Source organism: Shewanella sp. ULN5 (genome assembly GCF_030731885.1).
Classification (GTDB): Bacteria; Pseudomonadota; Gammaproteobacteria; order Enterobacterales; family Shewanellaceae; genus Shewanella; species Shewanella holmiensis.
In genome coordinates, this window is sequence record NZ_JAPJEE010000008.1 from 167,525 (window position 1) to 186,957 (window position 19,433).

The window sequence follows — 19,433 nt, forward strand, 5'->3', positions numbered from 1 at the left end:
GGTCTCTATCCTTGTTGGTTATGAGTAACTTGATTGCTGTTCACTCAAGGTTATTTACACAATGTTTGATTTACAATAGTGATTAATAAAATCGAAATGTGGCGGTAAGGTTTCTACTTTACGCTTTGCTGTTGATTTGATGTTATTTAAAAAACTTGCTAATTCTTCTTTTTCCATCATATCCACAATTGGATGATACTCTTTTGGCATAATCCCTTGGCCCATCATCACCTGGATCCATGAGCTTTCACCAAATAATTCATTGCCGTATTTATACACTTTACCCGTCTGGCTAAACATATCTATACGATGCTGCAGTGATGCAGGAATAGGCATGTTCTTACAGTAACGCCAAAAACGGCTGTCTTCTCGATCGGTGACTTTGTAATGTAAAATAATGAAATCGCGAATATTATCCATTTCCAACTTAAGTTGTTGGTTAAATTCGTTGATGTCTGTGTCATCAATGCCCTGAGAAGGAAATTGCTGCATTAATCGCACAATACTACGTTGAATAAGATGTATGCTGGTGGATTCTAAAGGCTCTAAAAATCCCGATGATAGGCCGATAGCCACGCAGTTTTTATTCCAGTGTTTGCGGCGTGATCCTGTTTTAAACTTGATCACTCTTGGTTTATTAAGGGGTTCGCCTTCAATGTTGGCCATTAAGGTGTCGATGGCTTGCTCATCTGTCATGTATTTACTGCAAAATACAAAACCATTACCTGTACGGCTTTGCAAAGGGATCCGCCATTGCCAACCCGATTCACGTGCAATTGAGCGGGTATAAGCCAATGGGGTATTAACTGATTTTGTTTGCACGGCAATCGCGCTATCGCAAGGTAAGTAATGGCTCCAATCATCAAAACCAGTATTTAAGGTTTGTTCTATCAGTAGCGCCCTAAAGCCAGTGCAATCTATAAATAAATCGCCTTCAATTATTTCGCCATTATCAAGCTGAAGCGCTTTGATATAGCCATTACTGTTGTGCAATTGTACATCAGTAATTTTACCTTCAATTCGAGTCAGACCATTAGCCTCAGCCATTTTACGTAAAAACTTCGCATAGAGGCTGGCATCCATATGATAAGCGTGGTTGTAGTCCTGATTCGGTAATATGGCAAAGCGGCCTTGACGAGCAGCTAAATGTTCGGTGCAGTAGTCGCCTATTTCGCTGACCATACCCTGTTGCTTGCCCTTAAGCCAAAAGTGTTGAAAACCACAAGCCCAGCAGTCTTTTCCTAAAAAACCAAATGAATGCAGGTAATCTTTTCCTACGTCGTGCCAGTTTTCAAAATTAATGCCTAGCTTGAATGTGGCGTTGGTTGCCGCCATCACGTCCTGTTCTTTTAAACCTAATAGGCGGTGAAAAATATGCAACGTTGGTATAGTGGCTTCGCCAACACCCACAGTGCCTATATCATCCGATTCGACTAATACTACTTCAATGTGTTTACCCATCAATTTTGTTAACGCTGCAGCGGCCATCCATCCTGCTGTGCCGCCACCGGCAATGACTACTTTTTTTATTGCTGTCTTCATTAGGGTTACCTCTGGGGTATGTTTATTCTTATTCAGTTAGCGTTTTAATTTATTGGTTAAGTCGGCGCGTAATTTTCGCGCATTTAACTCATCAATCGGCTTTGTGAGCATGCCCTTGGCATTATCAGGGATATGGCTTTCATCAACTTCATCGTGGTCAAAAATGTAATAATCAAATAACGCTTTCCAGGCTTTGCGCTGCGCTTTTGGCAATGATCTCAGGCTGAGCATACTGTGCAATAGGGCATTATTGGGGCGTCCCAAAAATGCTGGGGTATCACGCCACCAATGGGTAATGAGTACATTAAAATCGTCAACACCTCGTACATGGTGCCACCACATACTTGGGATAAATAGCACGTCACCGGGCTCGAGTGCTGCGGTAAAAGAGGCCGCAAGTGCATCTTTGAATTTAGGGAATTGGTTATAATCGGGCTGGTCAAAATTGACCATGCTGATTTCTTGGCCGCCGGGAGCAAATTCCATCGGACCAATATACAAATTGGTAATTTGTTCTGGGGGAAATAAAGTAAATGTGCGTTTACCGACCATGTTACAGGCTAAATTGTGTGGGAAATCAAAGTGTGCTGCCACGCGGGTTTGATTGCCTAACCAAATATTTGCCATCGGATTAACTTGTGAAAACAGCAAGCAGTTTTCTGCAAAAAGGCCAGGGAAATATTGTTGGATATTGGTTGACCCCATATACACACTTGCTGGGGTTTGTTGTTGTGATTCAGTTTGTAAACGCTGGAATATTTGTGCTAAATCGAGTCGTCCAGCTTGATAGTTAAAGCCATCAACCTGCTCATTATAAAAGACACGCCCTTGCTGTTCTGGCGGTAAATAATATGCGGTGACAGGCTGACCTGCGTAGTGTTGTAACAAATAATCCATTGCCACTTTGTTTGATTCAAGCCCTGCTTTAACGAGTGGAAAGTGACGGCAAAGACCTTTAAAAACCATAGGTGTGTCGGCATATTCTATTCGTTGATATAGTTGATCAAGTGTGCAATCAGTATACTCAGGTACGCAATTTTGCATCCTGAGTTCAGTATCTGATGTGGTATTGGTATTCAACCCTTTCTCCATCATGCTTTTCTATTTTGGTGCTGTGCATTTTTACGGTCTAGTAAATCGCGCACGTTAGATTGAGACGCCATCGACATGTAAATAGCTTGTAGGTAGCCTTGTTCATGAAGTTTTGCCAGTACAGCGCCCGCTAGCATATTGAGCTTTTCTTCATTGATGGTGTAAAAACCAATCATTTGATGTTTTTCACCGTTATCTAATTCAATATCGAGAGTGAATGATTCCAACAAATCATGCTCAAGTAATACATCAATAAATACTTTGCTATCATTCAAGCCTTGATGAATTGCAGCTAACATATCGCCAACTTCATCTAAGTAATCGGTATTGCCGCCAAAAGGGTGAAATACAGCTTCACCTTGCTCTTTATTGACTCTAGGATGGTCGATATCGATATGAATGACATGTTGCTCTTGTTCGATGCCATCTTCACGTACCACTTGTTTACCGATCAAAAATGGTTGGCGGCGTAATGTCAGTGGAACATAGGATGCCTCCCAACCCTTGTCAGTTAAAAACAGGTTATCTTCATTTCTAAACCCAAATAATGCGACAGCGTAAAATTGACCCGTAGTAGCATCCTTGTGGAAAAAGATAGGGTAGTGAGCTTGTACACTACGAAATTCAAGCGGGAAGGTGACCGAATACCATACATTGTCACCATACTTTGCTGAGCGGTCAGTGATCACTTTTAGGTCTTTGTGTTCCACACTGTTCAGTAATACATGTTGGGTCATGTTGTTGTCCTATTTATGTTTATTGTTATTTTGAGCGTTGACTATTGTGCTAATTCATTAAAGCCCTGAGTACTATATTTTTGAAAATCCGTTTAATTTTAGTTGGTTTAACAGCGCTCTGTTGGTTGGCAATACCTGGCTTAAACGAGAGGCTCTTTGGCTGTTTTCGGTAAATAACTGTTGTGCCTGTTGCTTCATTGACGGTTTAAGTTGAACCTGAGGTCGGGTATCAAATTGCATGCCGTAAAGCACAAATTGATAACTCGCCGCCGGAAACAACATTTCGCGATAGATAAAGTCATGCTGACTAGGGGCTTGGTGTTGCCATAACGCCAGCTGCTCTGTTAATGCAGTGGGTATTGAATTGGCCGTTCTATGGTCGTGCCAATAGTCGCTGTCGCTTCTGTTGCTAATCACATAGTGTAGCTTTATAAATTCAATAATTTGTTGCCAATGATGCTGAAATTGTTGATTAACCCTTTTGGCTATGATGTCCATAGTATCGCGGGTCTGCGGTAATTGGGTTGCGACGGCTTTTGCTGTCCATTCCACAAGCGCAAGGGCCGAGGCTTCAAGTGGTTCAATAAACCCTGCTGCCATACCGATAGCAACACAATTATTTTTCCAACATACCTGATGATGACCCGGTGTGATATTCAATTTTCGTGGCGATATGTCGGCTGCTTTTGTGCCTAAATCAGGTTTTAGGTAGGCCATAAGTTGCTGCAAAGCTTGATCGTCATCTGTATGTGATGACGAATAAACATGGCCAATACCACGACGGGTAGGTAAACCAATGTCCCAAATCCAGCCATTTGTTTGTGCCGTTGAATGAGTACAAGAAGCGATAGGGCTATTATCGTCGGCGTAGGGGACTTGTATCGCAAGTGCAGAGTCATTAAACAATACATGTTTTTGGTTAATAAAAGGTACGGCTAACTTGTCACCCAGCAGCAAAGACTTAACGCCAGTGCAATCAATAAATAAATCGGCATGAATTTGCCCGTGTTGCTGAGTTAGCACATGGCTAATATCACCCTTTGGTAAATCTGTTTGTGTTGTTTCATCCACCAGAACAATATCCGTGACGTGGTCGGTAATATGCTTTACCGCTAAATTTTTAGTGCAATGTTGCTGTAATAATTGGCTGAATTTACCTGCGTTTAAATGATAGCCATAGTTATTGATAAAGCTGTATTCAGGTGTGGAAATTTGTTTCGGTGCCAACGCCAGTTGACTGACTTTATTTTGCTGGCAAACCGCATCAGCAAAACTGACCTGATCTTTGTGTGGTAGCCAAAAAGGGGCAATAGCAAATTGTGGTTCACCAATGGGTAGGGTAAAAGGGTGCAGATAACTGTGCAGTCCATTTGGCATATTGCTTGTAACAGCGTGGTTAGATGCTATTTGCCAGTCAATAAAACGTGAGCCTTGTTTGAAGCTAGCATCGCATTGCAGTAAAAAAGTGGTTTCATCGATCCCTATTTTTTGCAGGGTTGAGCGCATCGATGGCCATGTACCTTCACCTACACCAATAGTGGGTACATCGGGAGATTCTATCAAGGTGATGTCTAATTTAGGAGAAGGGGAGAGACGACCATTATCAGCATTGTGTTCGGCTGCAATTAATCCCGCAGTTATCCAACCTGCGGTGCCACCACCGACGATGACTATTTTGGTTACTGCTTTTTGCATGGACTCTGCCTACCGTTACTGCTTTGTTATTTTGTTTTGGTGCTTATGTTTGGCATCAGCATGGTGCTGTAATACTCACAGGTTAATGAACTCACTAAGCACGTTAAAACATTGGTTAGTTTAGAATTCATTAAAATGTAAGCACTTTCAAGTGTTAATTTGATTGTTTCGAATTTAAAAAAATAGGCAACATCCCTATTGCCGAGTTTTATTATCCATGTAAAAAAAAGAGGTGGTTGTGGCCACCTCAAACGACCTAAAGGGAAAAGCGGCTCATTCAATTGGACAGAATTGAATGAGCTATGTTTTAGAAGGTGTAACGTGCACCTAATCCATAACGTGCACCGGTTTGGGTGTAGTTTAAGACCTGTTCAGTTGCACGACCATGTACGCGAGTTGTTTCATTGGTGATGTTCAAACCTTCAACGAAGACCGTTAAGCCTTCAACTTGAGGTATGTCATAACCAATGCTGAAGTCAACTTGCGAGTATGCTTCGGTATACTGAGGGTTAGCACCCGTACCATTACCCGTTGCATTCAAGAACTCATCACGCCAGTTCCAAGCAACACGAGCGGTCACACCGTAGTTTTCGTACATTGCCACAATGTTTGCCGTATCACTGATACCGACTTCTACATTTTGTGGTAAATCACCAGGGCGATTTAAGTTAGCATTGTCATAACTGTCACCGGCATTCACTAAGGTGTAGTTAGCTTGCATACCAAAACCAGTTTCACCGAAGAAATGCTGTACTGCAAACTCCCAACCATCAATAACTGAGCTTTCGCTGTCATTGGTCGGTTGATTGATTAAGAACAGTAAATCATCATCACCTGGGTTGCCGGTAATTTCGATGTTGCCGTTAGCAGGGTTAATGGTAACGTTTGGATCTGTTGCACCGTAGTTATCATAAATCCACTGACGTTGAGCGATAGCCGTTGTTTGGCCCGCAGCAATTGCTTCATTCACATAAGCACTGTGTGATGGATCGGGAATGTTATAAATATTTGATTCAACCACACCGTTGTCGATGAAGTTAGTCACATCCTTACGGAAGTAACCTACCGAGGCGTAACTGCCTTGGTCAAAGTACCACTCAGCTGAAATATCGTAGTTAGTCGACTCAAGAGGTAATAAACCTGGGTTACCCTTAGTACCACTACCACCACCACGGTTAGCCAATGTGCCTACAACTGTACCGCCTTGAATAGAGGTGTAATCTGGACGACCAATGGTTTCACTGTAGGCTGCACGAACGTATACATCTTCTACGACTTCAATATTGAAGTTAACGTTTGGTAAGTAGTAATCGTAATCACCTGTTTCAGTGAGGAAAATACGCTCACCGGTAGGGTTAACAGCAATTTCTGTTTCCGCTATCCATGTTGCGCTACCAAATTCTGATACTGCTGAAGTTGACTCAACATCTGTTTGTTCATAACGAAGACCTAAGTGAACATCAAATGGCATGTCACCAATTTCGCCAAAGTAGTTATATTGTAAATAAGCAGATTTTGATGTTTCTTCAGTAAAACGGTCGGTATCACTAGCATAGTCAGTTGATGGACAGAATCCGTTGCCACAATCACCTACTGCACTTGAAGCATATAACTCAGCAGCGCGAGCACGTACAGCTTCAAAGTCCCATAGGAAAATCGTGTTTAAAGGATCTGTTGAAGCACTACCTTCATAGCTACCAAAGTTACCTTTTGAACCATCAAACTTATCTTGAACTGTGCCAGCAGGGAACCATGCCGCATCTAAATCACCCGCAGCGCCAACACCACCCCAGTCATTACGTTGTACGTTAACTGATTGAGAGTGATTGTTTACTTCAGTCGAGGCAATACCAAAGTCAATGCTACCCGCTTCTTCAAAATCATAAGTACCTGAAATTTGTACTTGTTCTATTTCAGAACGGTTTACTGCATTACCAAATACAGAACCTGTGATACGCATATCTTCAGGACGAACATTATTACCGTTACCAACGGCTAATACGGGAACTTCACCAGTAAAGTCAGTGGCAGCACTCGTACGGATAAACGCTGCAGTACTTAAGTTACTGCTACTACCGTTAGGGCTATTTGGTGAACGCTCCGCATATGAATTATGGTAATCAAGTTCTAAAGACAACTTTTCACTTGCATCCCATTCAACGTTGAAGCCTAAAGAACCGCCTTCATCGCGAGTACCAAAATCACCTGCAGCCATTGATAAGTCTGCACCTCCACCTGGGTAGTTTTCAGAATAAACTAATGGTGAAGATACTGGGCCGTCAGACCAAGTGCTTTCTTGAGTCGGTACGAAGTTAAACCATGCAGATACGTCATGTGACTGAGTATCGACATCATTGCGCATATAGGTATAGTCAAGTGTGGTACGAACCGAATCAATAGGCTCATATTGAAGTACTAATTGTCCGTTTGTACGTTTACGTTGTTGTTCTTCAAAACGGTAAATGGTGGTTTGTGGTACAGAATAAACATCACTATCGCCTGGGCGATTAATTTGGTTGGCATCTTTAGGTACACCACCCCATTCAGGGTTGGCACCAGGTGAACCGCTCCAGTCTTGGTCTACACTGCCAGGAAAGCTGCGCCAGCCAGTACCCACTTGCGCTTGTTGGTTACCACTTTCACGATCTTGATAACTGGCAGAGATTGAGATACCAAACTTATCATCAGCAAAAGTATTTGAATATAAAGCAGATAATTCAGGAGTAATGCTACCCTGATCTGTAGAAGTATCATCTACGGCTTTAACCCCAAATGAGGCTTTTTGACCAGGATTATTAAGTGGACGTTGGGTTAACACGTTAATTGTTGCCCCGATGCCACCTGTAGAGTTTTTCGCTTGGCTGGTTTTTTCTACTTCCACTGCGCTGATCGCTTCAGAGGCGACGTTAGCAAAGTCGAATGAGCGAGAACCCGTAGTGGTAGGCATTTGGCGATTGTTTAGCATCACTAAGTTACGGTCTGGACCGAAACCACGTACTGTTACCTTACTGCCTTCACCATTTTGACGGTCAATTGATACGCCTGAAATGCGTTGTAAAGATTCCGCTAAATTACTATCGGGAAACTTACCAATATCTTCTGCATTGATTGCGTCAACGATACCATTTGAACTGCGTTTGACATCCATTGACTTGACTAAACTGCCACGGATACCCGTAACCTGAATCACTTCAATATTTTCATCACCAGCATCTTCAGCAGCATGTGCAGGCATCATTGAACCTAAACCAAGTACAAGCGATAAACTTGTCGCTAGCTTAGTTTTGGTAAATGTTCTTGTTTTCATCTAGGAAATCCCCATTGACTAGATTCTACTTGTTCTAATAGTTTACGAAAGAATGCGCAAACCGATTTATTATTTTCCAATAGCGTCACATTGAGTTTGATTGGTTTATGTAAGCGCTTACATAAACCTAGTGCAATTTGTGATCTGAGTCAATCAAAATGACCATAAATAACAACATTTTGTTAACCTAACGATCTTATCAAAGCGCAATTTTGTTGTAATTACATGTATTATATAAGAAAGTAATTATGATGGAATGTTGTTAAATATGTAAGCGCTTTCTTTGGTGGGTTTGTTCGTTGAGGTAATTTGAGTTTTCTGCGGGAAAGTTTTGTGATTGAATTTTTGTACATAAAACGGTTATTTACAAAAGTTGTAACTTAACCGTGAAAGAGGAGTATGCGTCATTTGTTTCAGCATAAGCTTCTTTTTTACTGGTTAATGGCAAGATTAACCAGTAGTTACTTTATGCGTTTGGCGGAGTCCCGGACAAACAACTCGGGTGAGAAAGAGCAATTTACATCGACTTTTTCACTTTTATATACGTGTTGTAAAACCCAAAGTGCAGCCATTTTACCCATTTCGTTAATGGGGTTGCTGACTGTGGTGAGTTTGGGTGATATGTACTGTGGAAACGGAATGTTATCGTAACCGATAAAAGAGATATCTTCAGGTACTCGAATACCTTGTTCTAAACACACCGCAATTGCGCCGGATGCCATTTGATCACTTGCACACACGACAGCAGTAAAGTGTTTCTTCAAAGACAGTAAATGACGCATACCATCACTACCGCCAAACTCACGGAAGTTACCTTCAAACCACAACGCGGGATCAAACATGAGTCCATGTTCGGAAAGGGCTCTTTGATGGCCTTGCAAGCGATCTCTGGCGTCGCGTTTGTACATAGGACCAGAGATGTAGGCAATATCTTTATGGCCAAGAGACAAAATATAATCTGTAGCCATATGCCCCCCGCGCTCATTTTCAAGAAAGATACAATTTTCTTTCATTGAATCAATATAACGGTTAATCAATACAATAGGGGTATTGCCCTTGTGCAGTTGGAGCAGAAATTCATCTGATACGGCTTCTACATCTAAAATTAATGCATCACAACCGCGACTCATTAAAAAATCCACGCCGTCTTTTTCTTGTTCTTCATCGGCATGACCAGCAGCAATGATCACATGTTTATTGGCACTGCGCAGCGCGGTTTCTATTTCTGTCATCATCGGGCCATAAAAAGGACCATCTAATTGTGAGACGAGAACACCAATACTATTTGAGCAGTTTGAAGCAAGCGATTGGGCAATGGTATTCGGGCGATAACCTAATGAGGCCATCGCATCTAATACTTTTTGGCGTGTTTTGTCGCTGACTTTAGTGTTGTTATTCATCACTCGCGATACCGTTGCGAGAGACACACCAGCCAACACAGAAACGTCGTAAATTGTAGCCATAATTGCTTGATTCTTGTATTTGTTAAAATCGGCAGAAGATTACCATGATTTATCTTTAATTAGGAACCTTAGCCAATAAATTCCTCAATAACATATCCTGGCAATAACTAAGGCTTAAGTCTTCTGGTCTGCTATGTCAGTTCCTTAAGCCAAGTTTGTTTTTGAGAAAATAGCGTTTAATTTAATGTTGTTTATTCAACGCTAAATGTATTTCATCCACTTTATTTGAATCTAAAACATACCAGCGCATGACAATTGCAACCAGTATCGAACCTAGCGCAGGATAAAGGGTAAATGACAGTAAAATACCATTTAACGCTTCAGCTGTTTGTGTTGTGTCTGCTTGATATCCATAGCCAGAAAGCAACCAACCCGCAGCCGCGCCACCAACAGCAACGCCTAGCTTAATAAAGAAAATAATTGACGAATAAATCATTCCGGTAATACGTACGCCAGTTTTATATTGACCGTAGTCAACGGCATCGGCCATTTTCGCCCACAGCAATGGTGTGGCCATATTGAAGGTGAATCCCCAAAGAATAAACATGGCAAAGGCTAACATGGTTTGGTCGGCAGCCACAAAGTAGCTGGCAACACATAATGCTGCCGCAATTAGTTGTAAGCTAATGTAGGCTTTTACTTTACACACTCTTTTAGCTAAAGGTTGTGCCAACATACAACCAAAAATATTGCCTAACATACCTAAGGTTATAAATAAGGTTATTGAGTCAGGCATGTTTAAAAAATATTTGACGTAATAGATGGCGAGACTGGTTCTTAATACCATACCTGACAGCAAACACACAGCAGCGATAGACAGTATGCGCCACTGGTCATTTTTGAGTAAAAATCCTAAATCTTGCTTGAAGCTTGATTGCTGATCAACCGGAGGATGTAAGCGTTCTTTGGTTCCCCAAAAGCAAGTTAAAAACATCGCCACGCCAAGAATACTCATGGCTGCTATTGTCAGTTGATAGCCCTTAGCTTTATCACCCTGGCCTAAGAAGTCGACCAATGGCAAGGTTAAGCCTGAAACTAATAAACCGCCTAACATAGCAAATACAAATCGATAGGATTGAATTGATACACGCTCTTTAGGATCCGCAGTTAAGACACCGCCCAAGGCACAGTATGGTATGTTAATCGCGGTATAAACCATCATCAGCGCAGTATAGGTAACAAACGCATAGATCATTTTACCTTCTTCACCTAAATCTGGCGTGGTAAAGGCTAAAACACTGATTATTCCAAAGGGCAGGGCAAACCAAAGCAAATAGGGGCGGAATTTTCCCCATTTGGTATTGGTTCTATCTGCAAGCGCACCCATCAAGGGGTCGGTGACAGCATCAATTAATCTGACCGCTAAAAACATGGTGCCCACAAATGCAGGTGAGATCCCAAAAATGTCGGTGTAGAAAAAAGTGAGGAATAACATCACTGTTTGAAACACAATATTACTGGCAGTGTCACCAAGTCCGTAGGCGATTTTTTCTTTTATGCTGACCATTTTAGCCTCTTATTCTTATGAGTTTTGACTATGTTATCGGGAGCCGTTAACGGGAACCGATTAAGTCACGGTAAGCTAGACCGCTGGCTTTTATGGTACGTTGTTGGGTTTGATAATCAACATATACAATACCGAAACGTTTTAAATAACCCTCAGCCCATTCAAAGTTATCCATTAAGCTCCAGGCAAAATAACCTTTCACATTTACACCTTGTGTGATTGCATTATTGACGGCGTTTAAATGAGATTGATAATAGTCGATGCGATCAGTATCCATAACCTTGCCATCAATAATCTTATCTGCCATTGCTGCGCCATTTTCGGTTATAAAAATTGGCGGCAGATTATATGCATTGTGGAGAGAGACTAATAAGTCAGTAAATGCCTGTGGGTATATTTCCCACCCTATGTCAGTTTTAGGGGCGTTTAGCATATCAATTTGGGCATAGAGGGTATCTGGGTTTGCTTCATATACCGCTCGGGTATAAAAGTTTATCCCAAGAAAATCAATTTTTTGTGCAATGATATCAAAGTCACCAGGTTCAACAATCGGACGGTCGGCTTGCGCTAGGTCGTTAATAATCTCTGGATAACACTTATCGAATAAAGGTTTGATATACCACTGATTCATATACTCATCAGCTTTTCTAGCCGCGGTGATATCTTTAGGTGTCTGTGTGTGCGGGTAACATGGCGTAAAGTTTAGCACTATGCCATTTTCAGTATTAGGGCTGAGTTGTTGTAATACTTGCATGCCTAATCCATGGGCAAGCAATATATGATGGGCAGCTTGGCGTCCGAAGGCGACCTTAGTTTTTCCTGGGGCGTGAATACCAATTTCGTAGCCTAAAAATGCGCTACAGAAAGGTTCATTGAATGTAGCGTAAGAATAAACTCTATCACCCAATGCGATAACGATTTTTTCCACATAGTCTTGGAATAAAAATGCCGTTTTACGGTTAAGCCAGCCACCTTCATCTTCAATATGTTGCGGCAAATCCCAGTGATATAACGTGACATAAGGCTTAATGCCTTTCGCATTAAGCCGGTCTAATAAATGAATGTAAAAATCAACGCCGTCTTGATTTAGGCTTCCATCTTGTTTGATCACTCTAGGCCATGAAATAGAAAATCGATAAGCATCTACACTCAGTGATTCGATAAGTTCAACGTCTTCCTGCCATAACTTAACGTGCTCACATGCTTGCTTGCCATCAGAACCATCACGAATATTACCCGCTTGGGCACAAAAGGTATCCCAAATACAAGGTAGGCGAGTATCGGCAGCGCCCTCAATTTGGAATGAAGCCGTTGCAACACCAAAGGTAAAGTCTTTTGATAGCATTGGAGATTCGGGTGGTAAGGTTATTTTCATATTTAAATTCACTTAGTTTTTGTAAAGTGGCCAAGTTCAAATTGAGGTCATTCTGATGCTAACGTATTTAAAACTCAGTTCAAATTCACTTCATTGTTTATCTTTTCGGTTCAGTTAGCACTTTAAAAATTGTTTAGTTGTCATCAAAAATCGTTGACAACAGTTATCGTTATGTTAAAAATGAAAGCGCTTACATTGAGACTAGTGATAAATTGATAAAAGGTCAACACAAGTTTTAGACGCTAAAGCGCGATGCCTTGCTTGATGTAAGATTTCGCAATAAACATATAACTATAAAATGGATGAAAACATATGGCTGGGCCCACAACTGATGCATCAATTCAAGTTGATGCGACACAAGATGCTGCACACCAAGGTGGAAATTATCGTTTTGCGTTGTTCGCATTGACCTCGCTATTTTTTATGTGGGGTTTTTTAACATGCTTAAATGATATTTTAATCCCTTACCTTAAAAACATGTTCGAGTTGAATTACACCCAGGCGATGTTGGTACAATTTTGCTTCTTTGGCGCATATTTTATTGTGTCTATTCCAGCCGGTAATTTAGTTGGAAAGATTGGGTATCAAAAAGGGATTATTACCGGACTTGTTATTGCCTGCGTTGGATGTTTATTGTTTTATCCTTCCGCCAGCTTTGCCTCTTACAATATGTTTTTATTCGCTTTTTTCGTATTAGCTTCAGGTATTACTATATTACAAGTATCAGCGAATCCGTATGTGAGTGCACTAGGACCCGCTGAAACGTCTTCATCTCGCCTGACTATGACTCAAGCCTTTAACTCACTGGGCACAACGGTTGCGCCATTTTTTGGCAGTTGGTTAATTTTATCAACCATTGAACATTCTGATTCTGTTACTGAATTAGATCAGGCGATTAGCTCGTTATCCGCGGTAGAGCAGGCTAGCACGGTTCAGGTACCCTATTTGATTTTGGCTGCGGCTTTATTCATGTTAGCGATTCTGTTTTTATTTTTAAAACTACCTCTTCTTGGCAAAAAAGACACTTCAGCAAACCTACAACCGATATCAGGTAGTGCGTGGCGTTTTCCGCATTTAACCTTGGGGGCGGTTGGTATTTTTGTGTATGTTGGTGCCGAAGTTGGCATTGGTAGCTTTCTCATCAACTTTTTAACTCAAGACGAAATCGGTGGGTTAACCGAGTCTCAAGCGGCAAATTATATCGCGTATTATTTTGGTGGTGCCATGGTTGGCCGCTTCATCGGCGCATTAGTCATGCAGAAAATCAAAGCCGGCAAGGTGTTAGCGTTTAATGCCGTATGTGCTTGTTTACTCGTCGCGACGGCTATGTTTTCAGCGGGTACAACCGCAATGTGGGCATTGTTATTAGTGGGATTATGTAACTCAATTATGTTTCCAACCATTTTTAGTTTGGCGTTGCAAGATCTTAAACAGCACACCAGCCAAGGTTCAGGTATTTTGTGTTTAGCCATTGTCGGAGGGGCGATAGTGCCATTATTACAGGGTATGCTTGCTGACTCATTAGGGATCCAATTAGCCTTTGTGTTGCCGCTAATTTGTTATGGTTTTATTTGTTACTACGGATTGATTGGCTGTGATGCTAAACGTCCAAGCACATCAGTTTGATAGGGGCATAAAATGCGAACAACAATAACGACAAATTATGATGGCTTAGGTAATACTTTAATGAATGTACTACCAGTAACCCGAGCAGCTATCATGGTTTCTGCTGCATTAGTCATGGGGTTATCAGCTTGTGGCCAACAAGGTGAAACTCGCTCAACAGTGCTGAATGAAGAGGTAAGTACCCAACCCTCTGCGGCAATTAACGTTAATGAAGTTGCCACGGCTAAAGTGGTCAAAGATATTAATATTTGGCCGCAACAAGCACCGGCGATTAAAGTTGACCCTGAACTAGAACAGAAAATTGCAGCATTACTTGCCACGATGACATTAGAGCAAAAAGTGGCACAGATGATCCAACCTGAGATACGTGATATTACGGTTGAAGATATGCGTAAATATGGTTTTGGTTCATACCTAAATGGTGGTGGTGCGTATCCAAACAATGATAAACATGCGACTCCAGCCGACTGGATTGCTCTGGCTGAAAGTTTTTATCAGGCTTCGATTGATGATTCGCTAGACGGTAGTTCGATACCCACTATGTGGGGTACGGATGCGGTTCATGGCCATAACAATGTTATTGGCGCGACGTTATTTCCACATAATATTGGTTTAGGCGCAGCTGATAATCCAAAGTTGATTGAGCAAATTGCTGCCATTACCGCAAAAGAAGTGATGGTCACCGGCATTGATTGGGTATTTGCGCCAACCGTTGCCGTCGTGCGAGATGACCGCTGGGGCCGCACTTATGAAGGCTATTCAGAAGATCCCCGTATAGTGAGAGAGTATTCTTTTGCAATTGTTGAAGGTTTACAAGGTGCAGTAGAGGGTGACTTTTTAACAGATCAACACGTGTTATCTACGGTGAAGCATTTCCTTGGCGATGGTGGTACTGAAAAGGGCGTCGATCAAGGCAATAATATTGCCAGTGAACATGACCTCTATGCTATTCACGCTCAAGGTTATGTTGGCGGACTATCGGCTGGCGCGCAATCTGTTATGGCGTCATTTAATAGCTGGAATGGTGAAAAAATACACGGTAATCAGTATCTTCTAACCGATGTATTAAAAGGTCGTTTTGCTTTTGATGGCTTTGTTGTTGGTGATTGGAATGGTCACGGACAAGTGGCTGGCTGTACAAATGAATCATGCGCCCAAGCGGTTAATGCGGGTTTAGACATATTTATGGTGCCGACAGCTGCTTGGAAGCCTTTATACAATAATACTATCGAGCAAGTTAAGCGCGGCGAGATTGCTTTATCAAGAATTGATGATGCAGTGAGCCGTATTTTACGGGTTAAGTTTCGTGCCGGATTATTTGATAAACCAAGTCCTGCTAAGCGTCCACTGTCTGGTAAAACTGAACTGATTGGTCAACAGAGTTATCGCGAAGTAGCAAGACAAGCTGTACGTGAGTCATTAGTGCTACTTAAAAACAAGCAAAATTTATTGCCATTATCACCCCAATTAAATGTATTAGTGGCAGGCGATGCTGCTGATAATATCGGCAAGCAATCAGGCGGTTGGACCATTACATGGCAAGGAACAGATAATCAAAATAGTGATTTTCCTGGTGCTAGTTCAATTTTTTCTGGCATTAACGCCACGGTACATCAAGCCGGCGGCACTGCCACATTGAACGTGAATGGTGATTTTGATGTTGCTAACAAACCCGATGTCGCAATTGTGGTTTTTGGCGAAGAGCCTTATGCAGAAGGGAACGGTGACATTGATAACTTAGAGTATCAACGTGGTGATAAACGCGACCTTGCTTTACTAAAAAAGTTGACCTCACAAGGTATTCCTGTGGTGTCAGTATTTATCAGTGGTCGCCCGATGTGGGTGAATGCTGAATTTAATCAATCTGATGCATTTGTTGCAGCGTGGTTGCCAGGCTCTGAAGGTAATGGGGTAGCAGATGTATTATTTACTAATGCTGAAGGCAAGGTTCAATATGACTTTAAGGGTAAGCTATCGTTTTCATGGCCTGCAACGCCACAGCAAACGACTGTTAATCGACCTTTAGATCATCAAAGTGGTGCAGCCTCAACAGTCTATTTACCTTTATTACCCTATGGCTACGGTTTAAGTTACCAATCAAACCTCTCTGAGCATATTACCTTAGAGGGTTTATCTGAAGACAATTTATCATCAGCTCAAACACTGGAAGATTTAGCTTTATTTGAACGAGCGGTAAAATCGCCATGGTCAATGTTCATTGCTACTCCAACTGAACGTGAGGGATTATCCAGCAGTGTAGCAAGTAATAGCGCATTAACCATTCGCACTATGGATAGAGTGGTCCAAGAAGATGCCCGTTTAGTTAAATTTAATGGCGCAGAGCTTGGTACTGTTGGCTTAATCAGTAATTTTCCTCGAGATTTTCGCGCATTTAGTGACTCTGAGGCTGCATTGTCATTGAGTATCAAGGTGGATAATGACTTAACACATCCCCTGTGGCTTGGTATGGCTTGCGAAGGTGAGTGCCGTCCGCAGTTCGATATTGCTGGGTTAGTGAAACCTAGCGAGTGGCAAAATATTAGTGTGTCATTAAGGTGTTTTAATCAAGACACTATGGATTTCAGTAAAATCGTGTCGCCATTTTACCTCGCTACGGCTGCAAAAGTGCAACTGAGCTTTAGCGATGTGGTGATCCAAGCTAAACAGCAACTCAATACCGTGCAATGCGATTAATGTCATAGCAAACACGAGGTGTAAATAACGCAACATCAATTTGTTTTTACCCTGGCAAGCTTTCCTCACAAAAGGAAAGCTTAGCCAAACTCATTAAAAATATATGCGAGTAAGTTTTTGATTAACCTAATTTCAGTGGTTTGTTATTTACTATGATGTGTTCATCAGTTTAGGTTGAATAATGAAGCATAATAGTACTCGCTAATCTTTGATCATACATAGTTAAGATGAGCGTCTAAAATCAAATACGGCGATTCAGCAAGGGGTAGTATTGCAAATCGACAACATAAAACTGACTCACTAATGACTTTTTAAGTGTTAAATTCAGTGCGTCTGATTGCATCATTTACGTTGAATACGAATGCAGGATGCACTGTTTCCTTTGCCTGTTTGGGCGGTTAGCTTAGTATCTCTTTTATGGATGTTAATCGAATGTATTCATTTGGGCTAATGCAAGGGTAACATCGGTTTTAGTTGTTTTTGATTGAAGTGCAATCAAATAGTTATAAATCAATAGTATTAACAGTGGCATAATATTTATTAGGTTTTCATATTTTATCGATGTTTTTGCTAAGGATCTAATTTGTCTATTTTTGAATTTTCTCAAGCTGAATTACAGCAAATAGTCACTATTGCTAGACAAGCAGGTGATGCCATTATGGCTGTTTATGCGCAAACAGATTTGCAGGTTGAGGTTAAACAGGACGATAGCCCCGTGACGGCCGCTGATATTGCTAGTCATAATGTTATTGTTAATGGCTTAGCGAGAGACTTTTCAGATATTGCGATCATGAGCGAAGAAGATGCCAATATTGATTGGGCAACCCGTAAAAACTGGCAAACTTATTGGCTTATTGATCCATTAGATGGCACTAAAGAGTTTATAAAACGTAATGGTGAATTTACCGTTAATATTGCATTAATTCATCAAGGTAAAGCCATAGCAGGCGTTGTTTACGCGCCAGTTTTAGATAAATGTTATTACGGTATTTTAGGCGAAGGCGCTTGGCTTGCACATCAAGGGCAAGTTGAAAATTTAGATATTAGTCAGCGTATTATCCAATCTATTCCTGTTGTAGTGGGAAGCCGCTCGCACATAAGTCCAGATGTGGCTGAATATTTAGATACCGTTGGCGAGCATCAAATGCTCAGTGTGGGCAGTTCATTGAAATTTTGTATGGTCGCTGAAGGCCAAGCCGATGTGTATCCAAGATTGGGACTAACAAGTGAGTGGGATACCGCAGCCGCTCAAGCCGTGTTAGAGGCAGCTGGTGGTCTTGTAATGGAATACCCGGCATTGACGCCATTACAGTACAACCAAAAAGAAAACATTTTAAACCCGTATTTTATTGCTGCTTCAGCAGCATGGTTTGAGCGTAAATAACTGCGTTTTTTACCTTGGCCAATATGGAATCTAATTAATAATAATCAAATGGAGAGACAAGTTATGATGCGTATGGGCGTCGATCTTGGTGGGACTAAAATTGAATTAGTGGCATTGGCTGATAACGGTGATGAACTTTTTCGTAAACGTATTCCTACCCCCCGCAATTATCCAGAGACGCTTGATGCCATTATCGGTCTGGTCAACGAGGCTGAAGCTAATTTAGCAGAAACAGGCTCTGTAGGTGTTGGGATCCCAGGGGTTATTTCGCCTTTTACTGGATTAGTCAAAAACTCCAATTCAACCTGGATTAACGGTCATCCTTTAGATAAAGATTTAGGTTCACGTTTAGATCGTGAAGTTCGTGTAGCCAATGATGCCAATTGTTTTGCAGTTTCTGAAGCCGTTGATGGAGCCGCTGCCGGAAAAGGCGTGGTATTTGGTGGCATTATTGGTACTGGATGTGGTGCAGGCATCGCGATTAATGGTCGGGTACATGAAGGCGGGAATGGTATTGGTGGTGAATGGGGTCATAATCCACTGCCATGGATGACTGCTGAAGAACATAATTCTACCGACTGTTTTTGTGGTAATAAGGATTGCATCGAAACCTTTATTTCAGGAACGGGCTTTGTGCGTGACTTTCGTGCCGCGGGCGGTGAAGCCTCAAGCGGTATTCAAATTGCGCAAATGATGGCAGATGGTGACGAATTTGCTAAACAAGCTTTTGATCGTTTCATTGACCGCTTAGCAAGGTCTTTGGCCCATGTGATTAATATGATGGACCCAGACATGATTGTGTTGGGTGGTGGTGTGTCTAACATAGATGCCATTTATACCGAGCTGCCAAAAGTCTTACCTCAATATGTAGTAGGCCGAGAGTGCCGCACGCCAGTGGTTAAAAACCTGTTTGGTGCATCATCAGGTGTCCGAGGTGCAGCTTGGTTATGGGGTAAGTAATAACCAAGCTGACTTGTCATGTTAAATGCCATTGAATCATCAATGGCATTT

At 41.7% G+C, this 19,433-nt stretch carries 12 protein-coding genes; 4 read left to right on the forward strand and 8 right to left on the reverse strand.

Translation table 11 applies throughout. The features are described 5' to 3' along the window. Positions 1-54 precede the first annotated feature (54 nt). From ORI98_RS10050 to ORI98_RS10085, 8 genes are all read right to left on the reverse strand, one after another. Positions 55-1,542 carry a tryptophan halogenase family protein gene (locus ORI98_RS10050; protein ID WP_261296790.1) on the reverse strand — a complete coding sequence of 496 codons (1,488 nt, stop codon included), beginning with the start codon at positions 1,540-1,542 and terminating at the stop codon, positions 55-57. A 36-nt stretch (positions 1,543-1,578) separates the two neighbouring features. Beyond that, positions 1,579-2,622 carry a cupin-like domain-containing protein gene (locus ORI98_RS10055; RefSeq protein WP_306135128.1) on the reverse strand — a complete coding sequence of 348 codons (1,044 nt, stop codon included), beginning with the start codon at positions 2,620-2,622 and terminating at the stop codon, positions 1,579-1,581. Between the two features lie 11 nt (positions 2,623-2,633). Continuing rightward, positions 2,634-3,371 (reverse strand): SapC family protein, encoded by a 738-nt coding sequence (locus tag ORI98_RS10060; protein WP_306135129.1) that lies wholly within the window; start codon positions 3,369-3,371, stop codon positions 2,634-2,636. 72 nt (positions 3,372-3,443) lie between these two features. Further along, positions 3,444-5,066: a tryptophan halogenase family protein gene (locus ORI98_RS10065; protein ID WP_306135130.1), complete on the reverse strand. Its 1,623-nt coding sequence runs from the start codon at positions 5,064-5,066 to the stop codon at positions 3,444-3,446. Between the two features lie 307 nt (positions 5,067-5,373). After that, positions 5,374-8,373: a TonB-dependent receptor gene (locus ORI98_RS10070; RefSeq protein ID WP_306135131.1), complete on the reverse strand. Its 3,000-nt coding sequence runs from the start codon at positions 8,371-8,373 to the stop codon at positions 5,374-5,376. Between the two features lie 461 nt (positions 8,374-8,834). Next, the gene (locus tag ORI98_RS10075) at positions 8,835-9,836 is read right to left on the reverse strand and encodes a LacI family DNA-binding transcriptional regulator (RefSeq protein WP_261296786.1); all 1,002 of its coding nucleotides are present in this window, start codon (positions 9,834-9,836) and stop codon (positions 8,835-8,837) included. A gap of 181 nt (positions 9,837-10,017) precedes the next feature. Next, positions 10,018-11,343, reverse strand: a complete 1,326-nt coding sequence (locus ORI98_RS10080; RefSeq protein ID WP_306135132.1) for a glycoside-pentoside-hexuronide (GPH):cation symporter — start codon at positions 11,341-11,343, stop codon at positions 10,018-10,020. 46 nt (positions 11,344-11,389) lie between these two features. Further along, complete coding sequence (locus tag ORI98_RS10085) at positions 11,390-12,718, reverse strand: GH1 family beta-glucosidase (protein WP_306135133.1); 1,329 nt, start codon at positions 12,716-12,718, stop codon at positions 11,390-11,392. 312 nt (positions 12,719-13,030) lie between these two features. Between ORI98_RS10085 and fucP the strand changes: the two genes are divergently transcribed. The 4 genes from fucP to mak all read left to right on the forward strand — a co-directional run bounded on the left by fucP (position 13,031) and on the right by mak (position 19,382). Beyond that, on the forward strand, positions 13,031-14,344 hold the full coding sequence (gene fucP, locus ORI98_RS10090) for an L-fucose:H+ symporter permease (protein ID WP_306135134.1): 1,314 nt from the start codon (positions 13,031-13,033) through the stop codon (positions 14,342-14,344). Positions 14,345-14,356: 12 nt separating this feature from the next. Then, entirely contained in the window at positions 14,357-17,038 is a 2,682-nt protein-coding gene (locus ORI98_RS10095) for an exo 1,3/1,4-beta-D-glucan glucohydrolase (protein ID WP_306135135.1), read from the forward strand. A gap of 583 nt (positions 17,039-17,621) precedes the next feature. Beyond that, entirely contained in the window at positions 17,622-18,422 is an 801-nt protein-coding gene (gene cysQ / locus ORI98_RS10100; RefSeq protein ID WP_306135136.1) for a 3'(2'),5'-bisphosphate nucleotidase CysQ, read from the forward strand. 63 nt (positions 18,423-18,485) lie between these two features. Beyond that, complete coding sequence (gene mak / locus ORI98_RS10105) at positions 18,486-19,382, forward strand: fructokinase (RefSeq protein WP_261296779.1); 897 nt, start codon at positions 18,486-18,488, stop codon at positions 19,380-19,382. Positions 19,383-19,433: the final 51 nt, after the last annotated feature.

Coding starts and splice junctions, on each gene's coding strand:
- ORI98_RS10065 (WP_306135130.1), bottom strand. CDS start 5,066: ATGCAAAAAGCAGTAACCAAAATAGTCATCGTCGGTGGTGGCACCGCA.
- ORI98_RS10050 (WP_261296790.1), bottom strand. CDS start 1,542: ATGAAGACAGCAATAAAAAAAGTAGTCATTGCCGGTGGCGGCACAGCA.
- ORI98_RS10060 (WP_306135129.1), bottom strand. CDS start 3,371: ATGACCCAACATGTATTACTGAACAGTGTGGAACACAAAGACCTAAAA.
- ORI98_RS10075 (WP_261296786.1), bottom strand. CDS start 9,836: ATGGCTACAATTTACGACGTTTCTGTGTTGGCTGGTGTGTCTCTCGCA.
- fucP (WP_306135134.1), top strand. CDS start 13,031: ATGGCTGGGCCCACAACTGATGCATCAATTCAAGTTGATGCGACACAA.
- ORI98_RS10080 (WP_306135132.1), bottom strand. CDS start 11,343: ATGGTCAGCATAAAAGAAAAAATCGCCTACGGACTTGGTGACACTGCC.
- mak (WP_261296779.1), top strand. CDS start 18,486: ATGATGCGTATGGGCGTCGATCTTGGTGGGACTAAAATTGAATTAGTG.
- ORI98_RS10070 (WP_306135131.1), bottom strand. CDS start 8,373: ATGAAAACAAGAACATTTACCAAAACTAAGCTAGCGACAAGTTTATCG.
- ORI98_RS10095 (WP_306135135.1), top strand. CDS start 14,357: ATGCGAACAACAATAACGACAAATTATGATGGCTTAGGTAATACTTTA.
- ORI98_RS10085 (WP_306135133.1), bottom strand. CDS start 12,718: ATGAAAATAACCTTACCACCCGAATCTCCAATGCTATCAAAAGACTTT.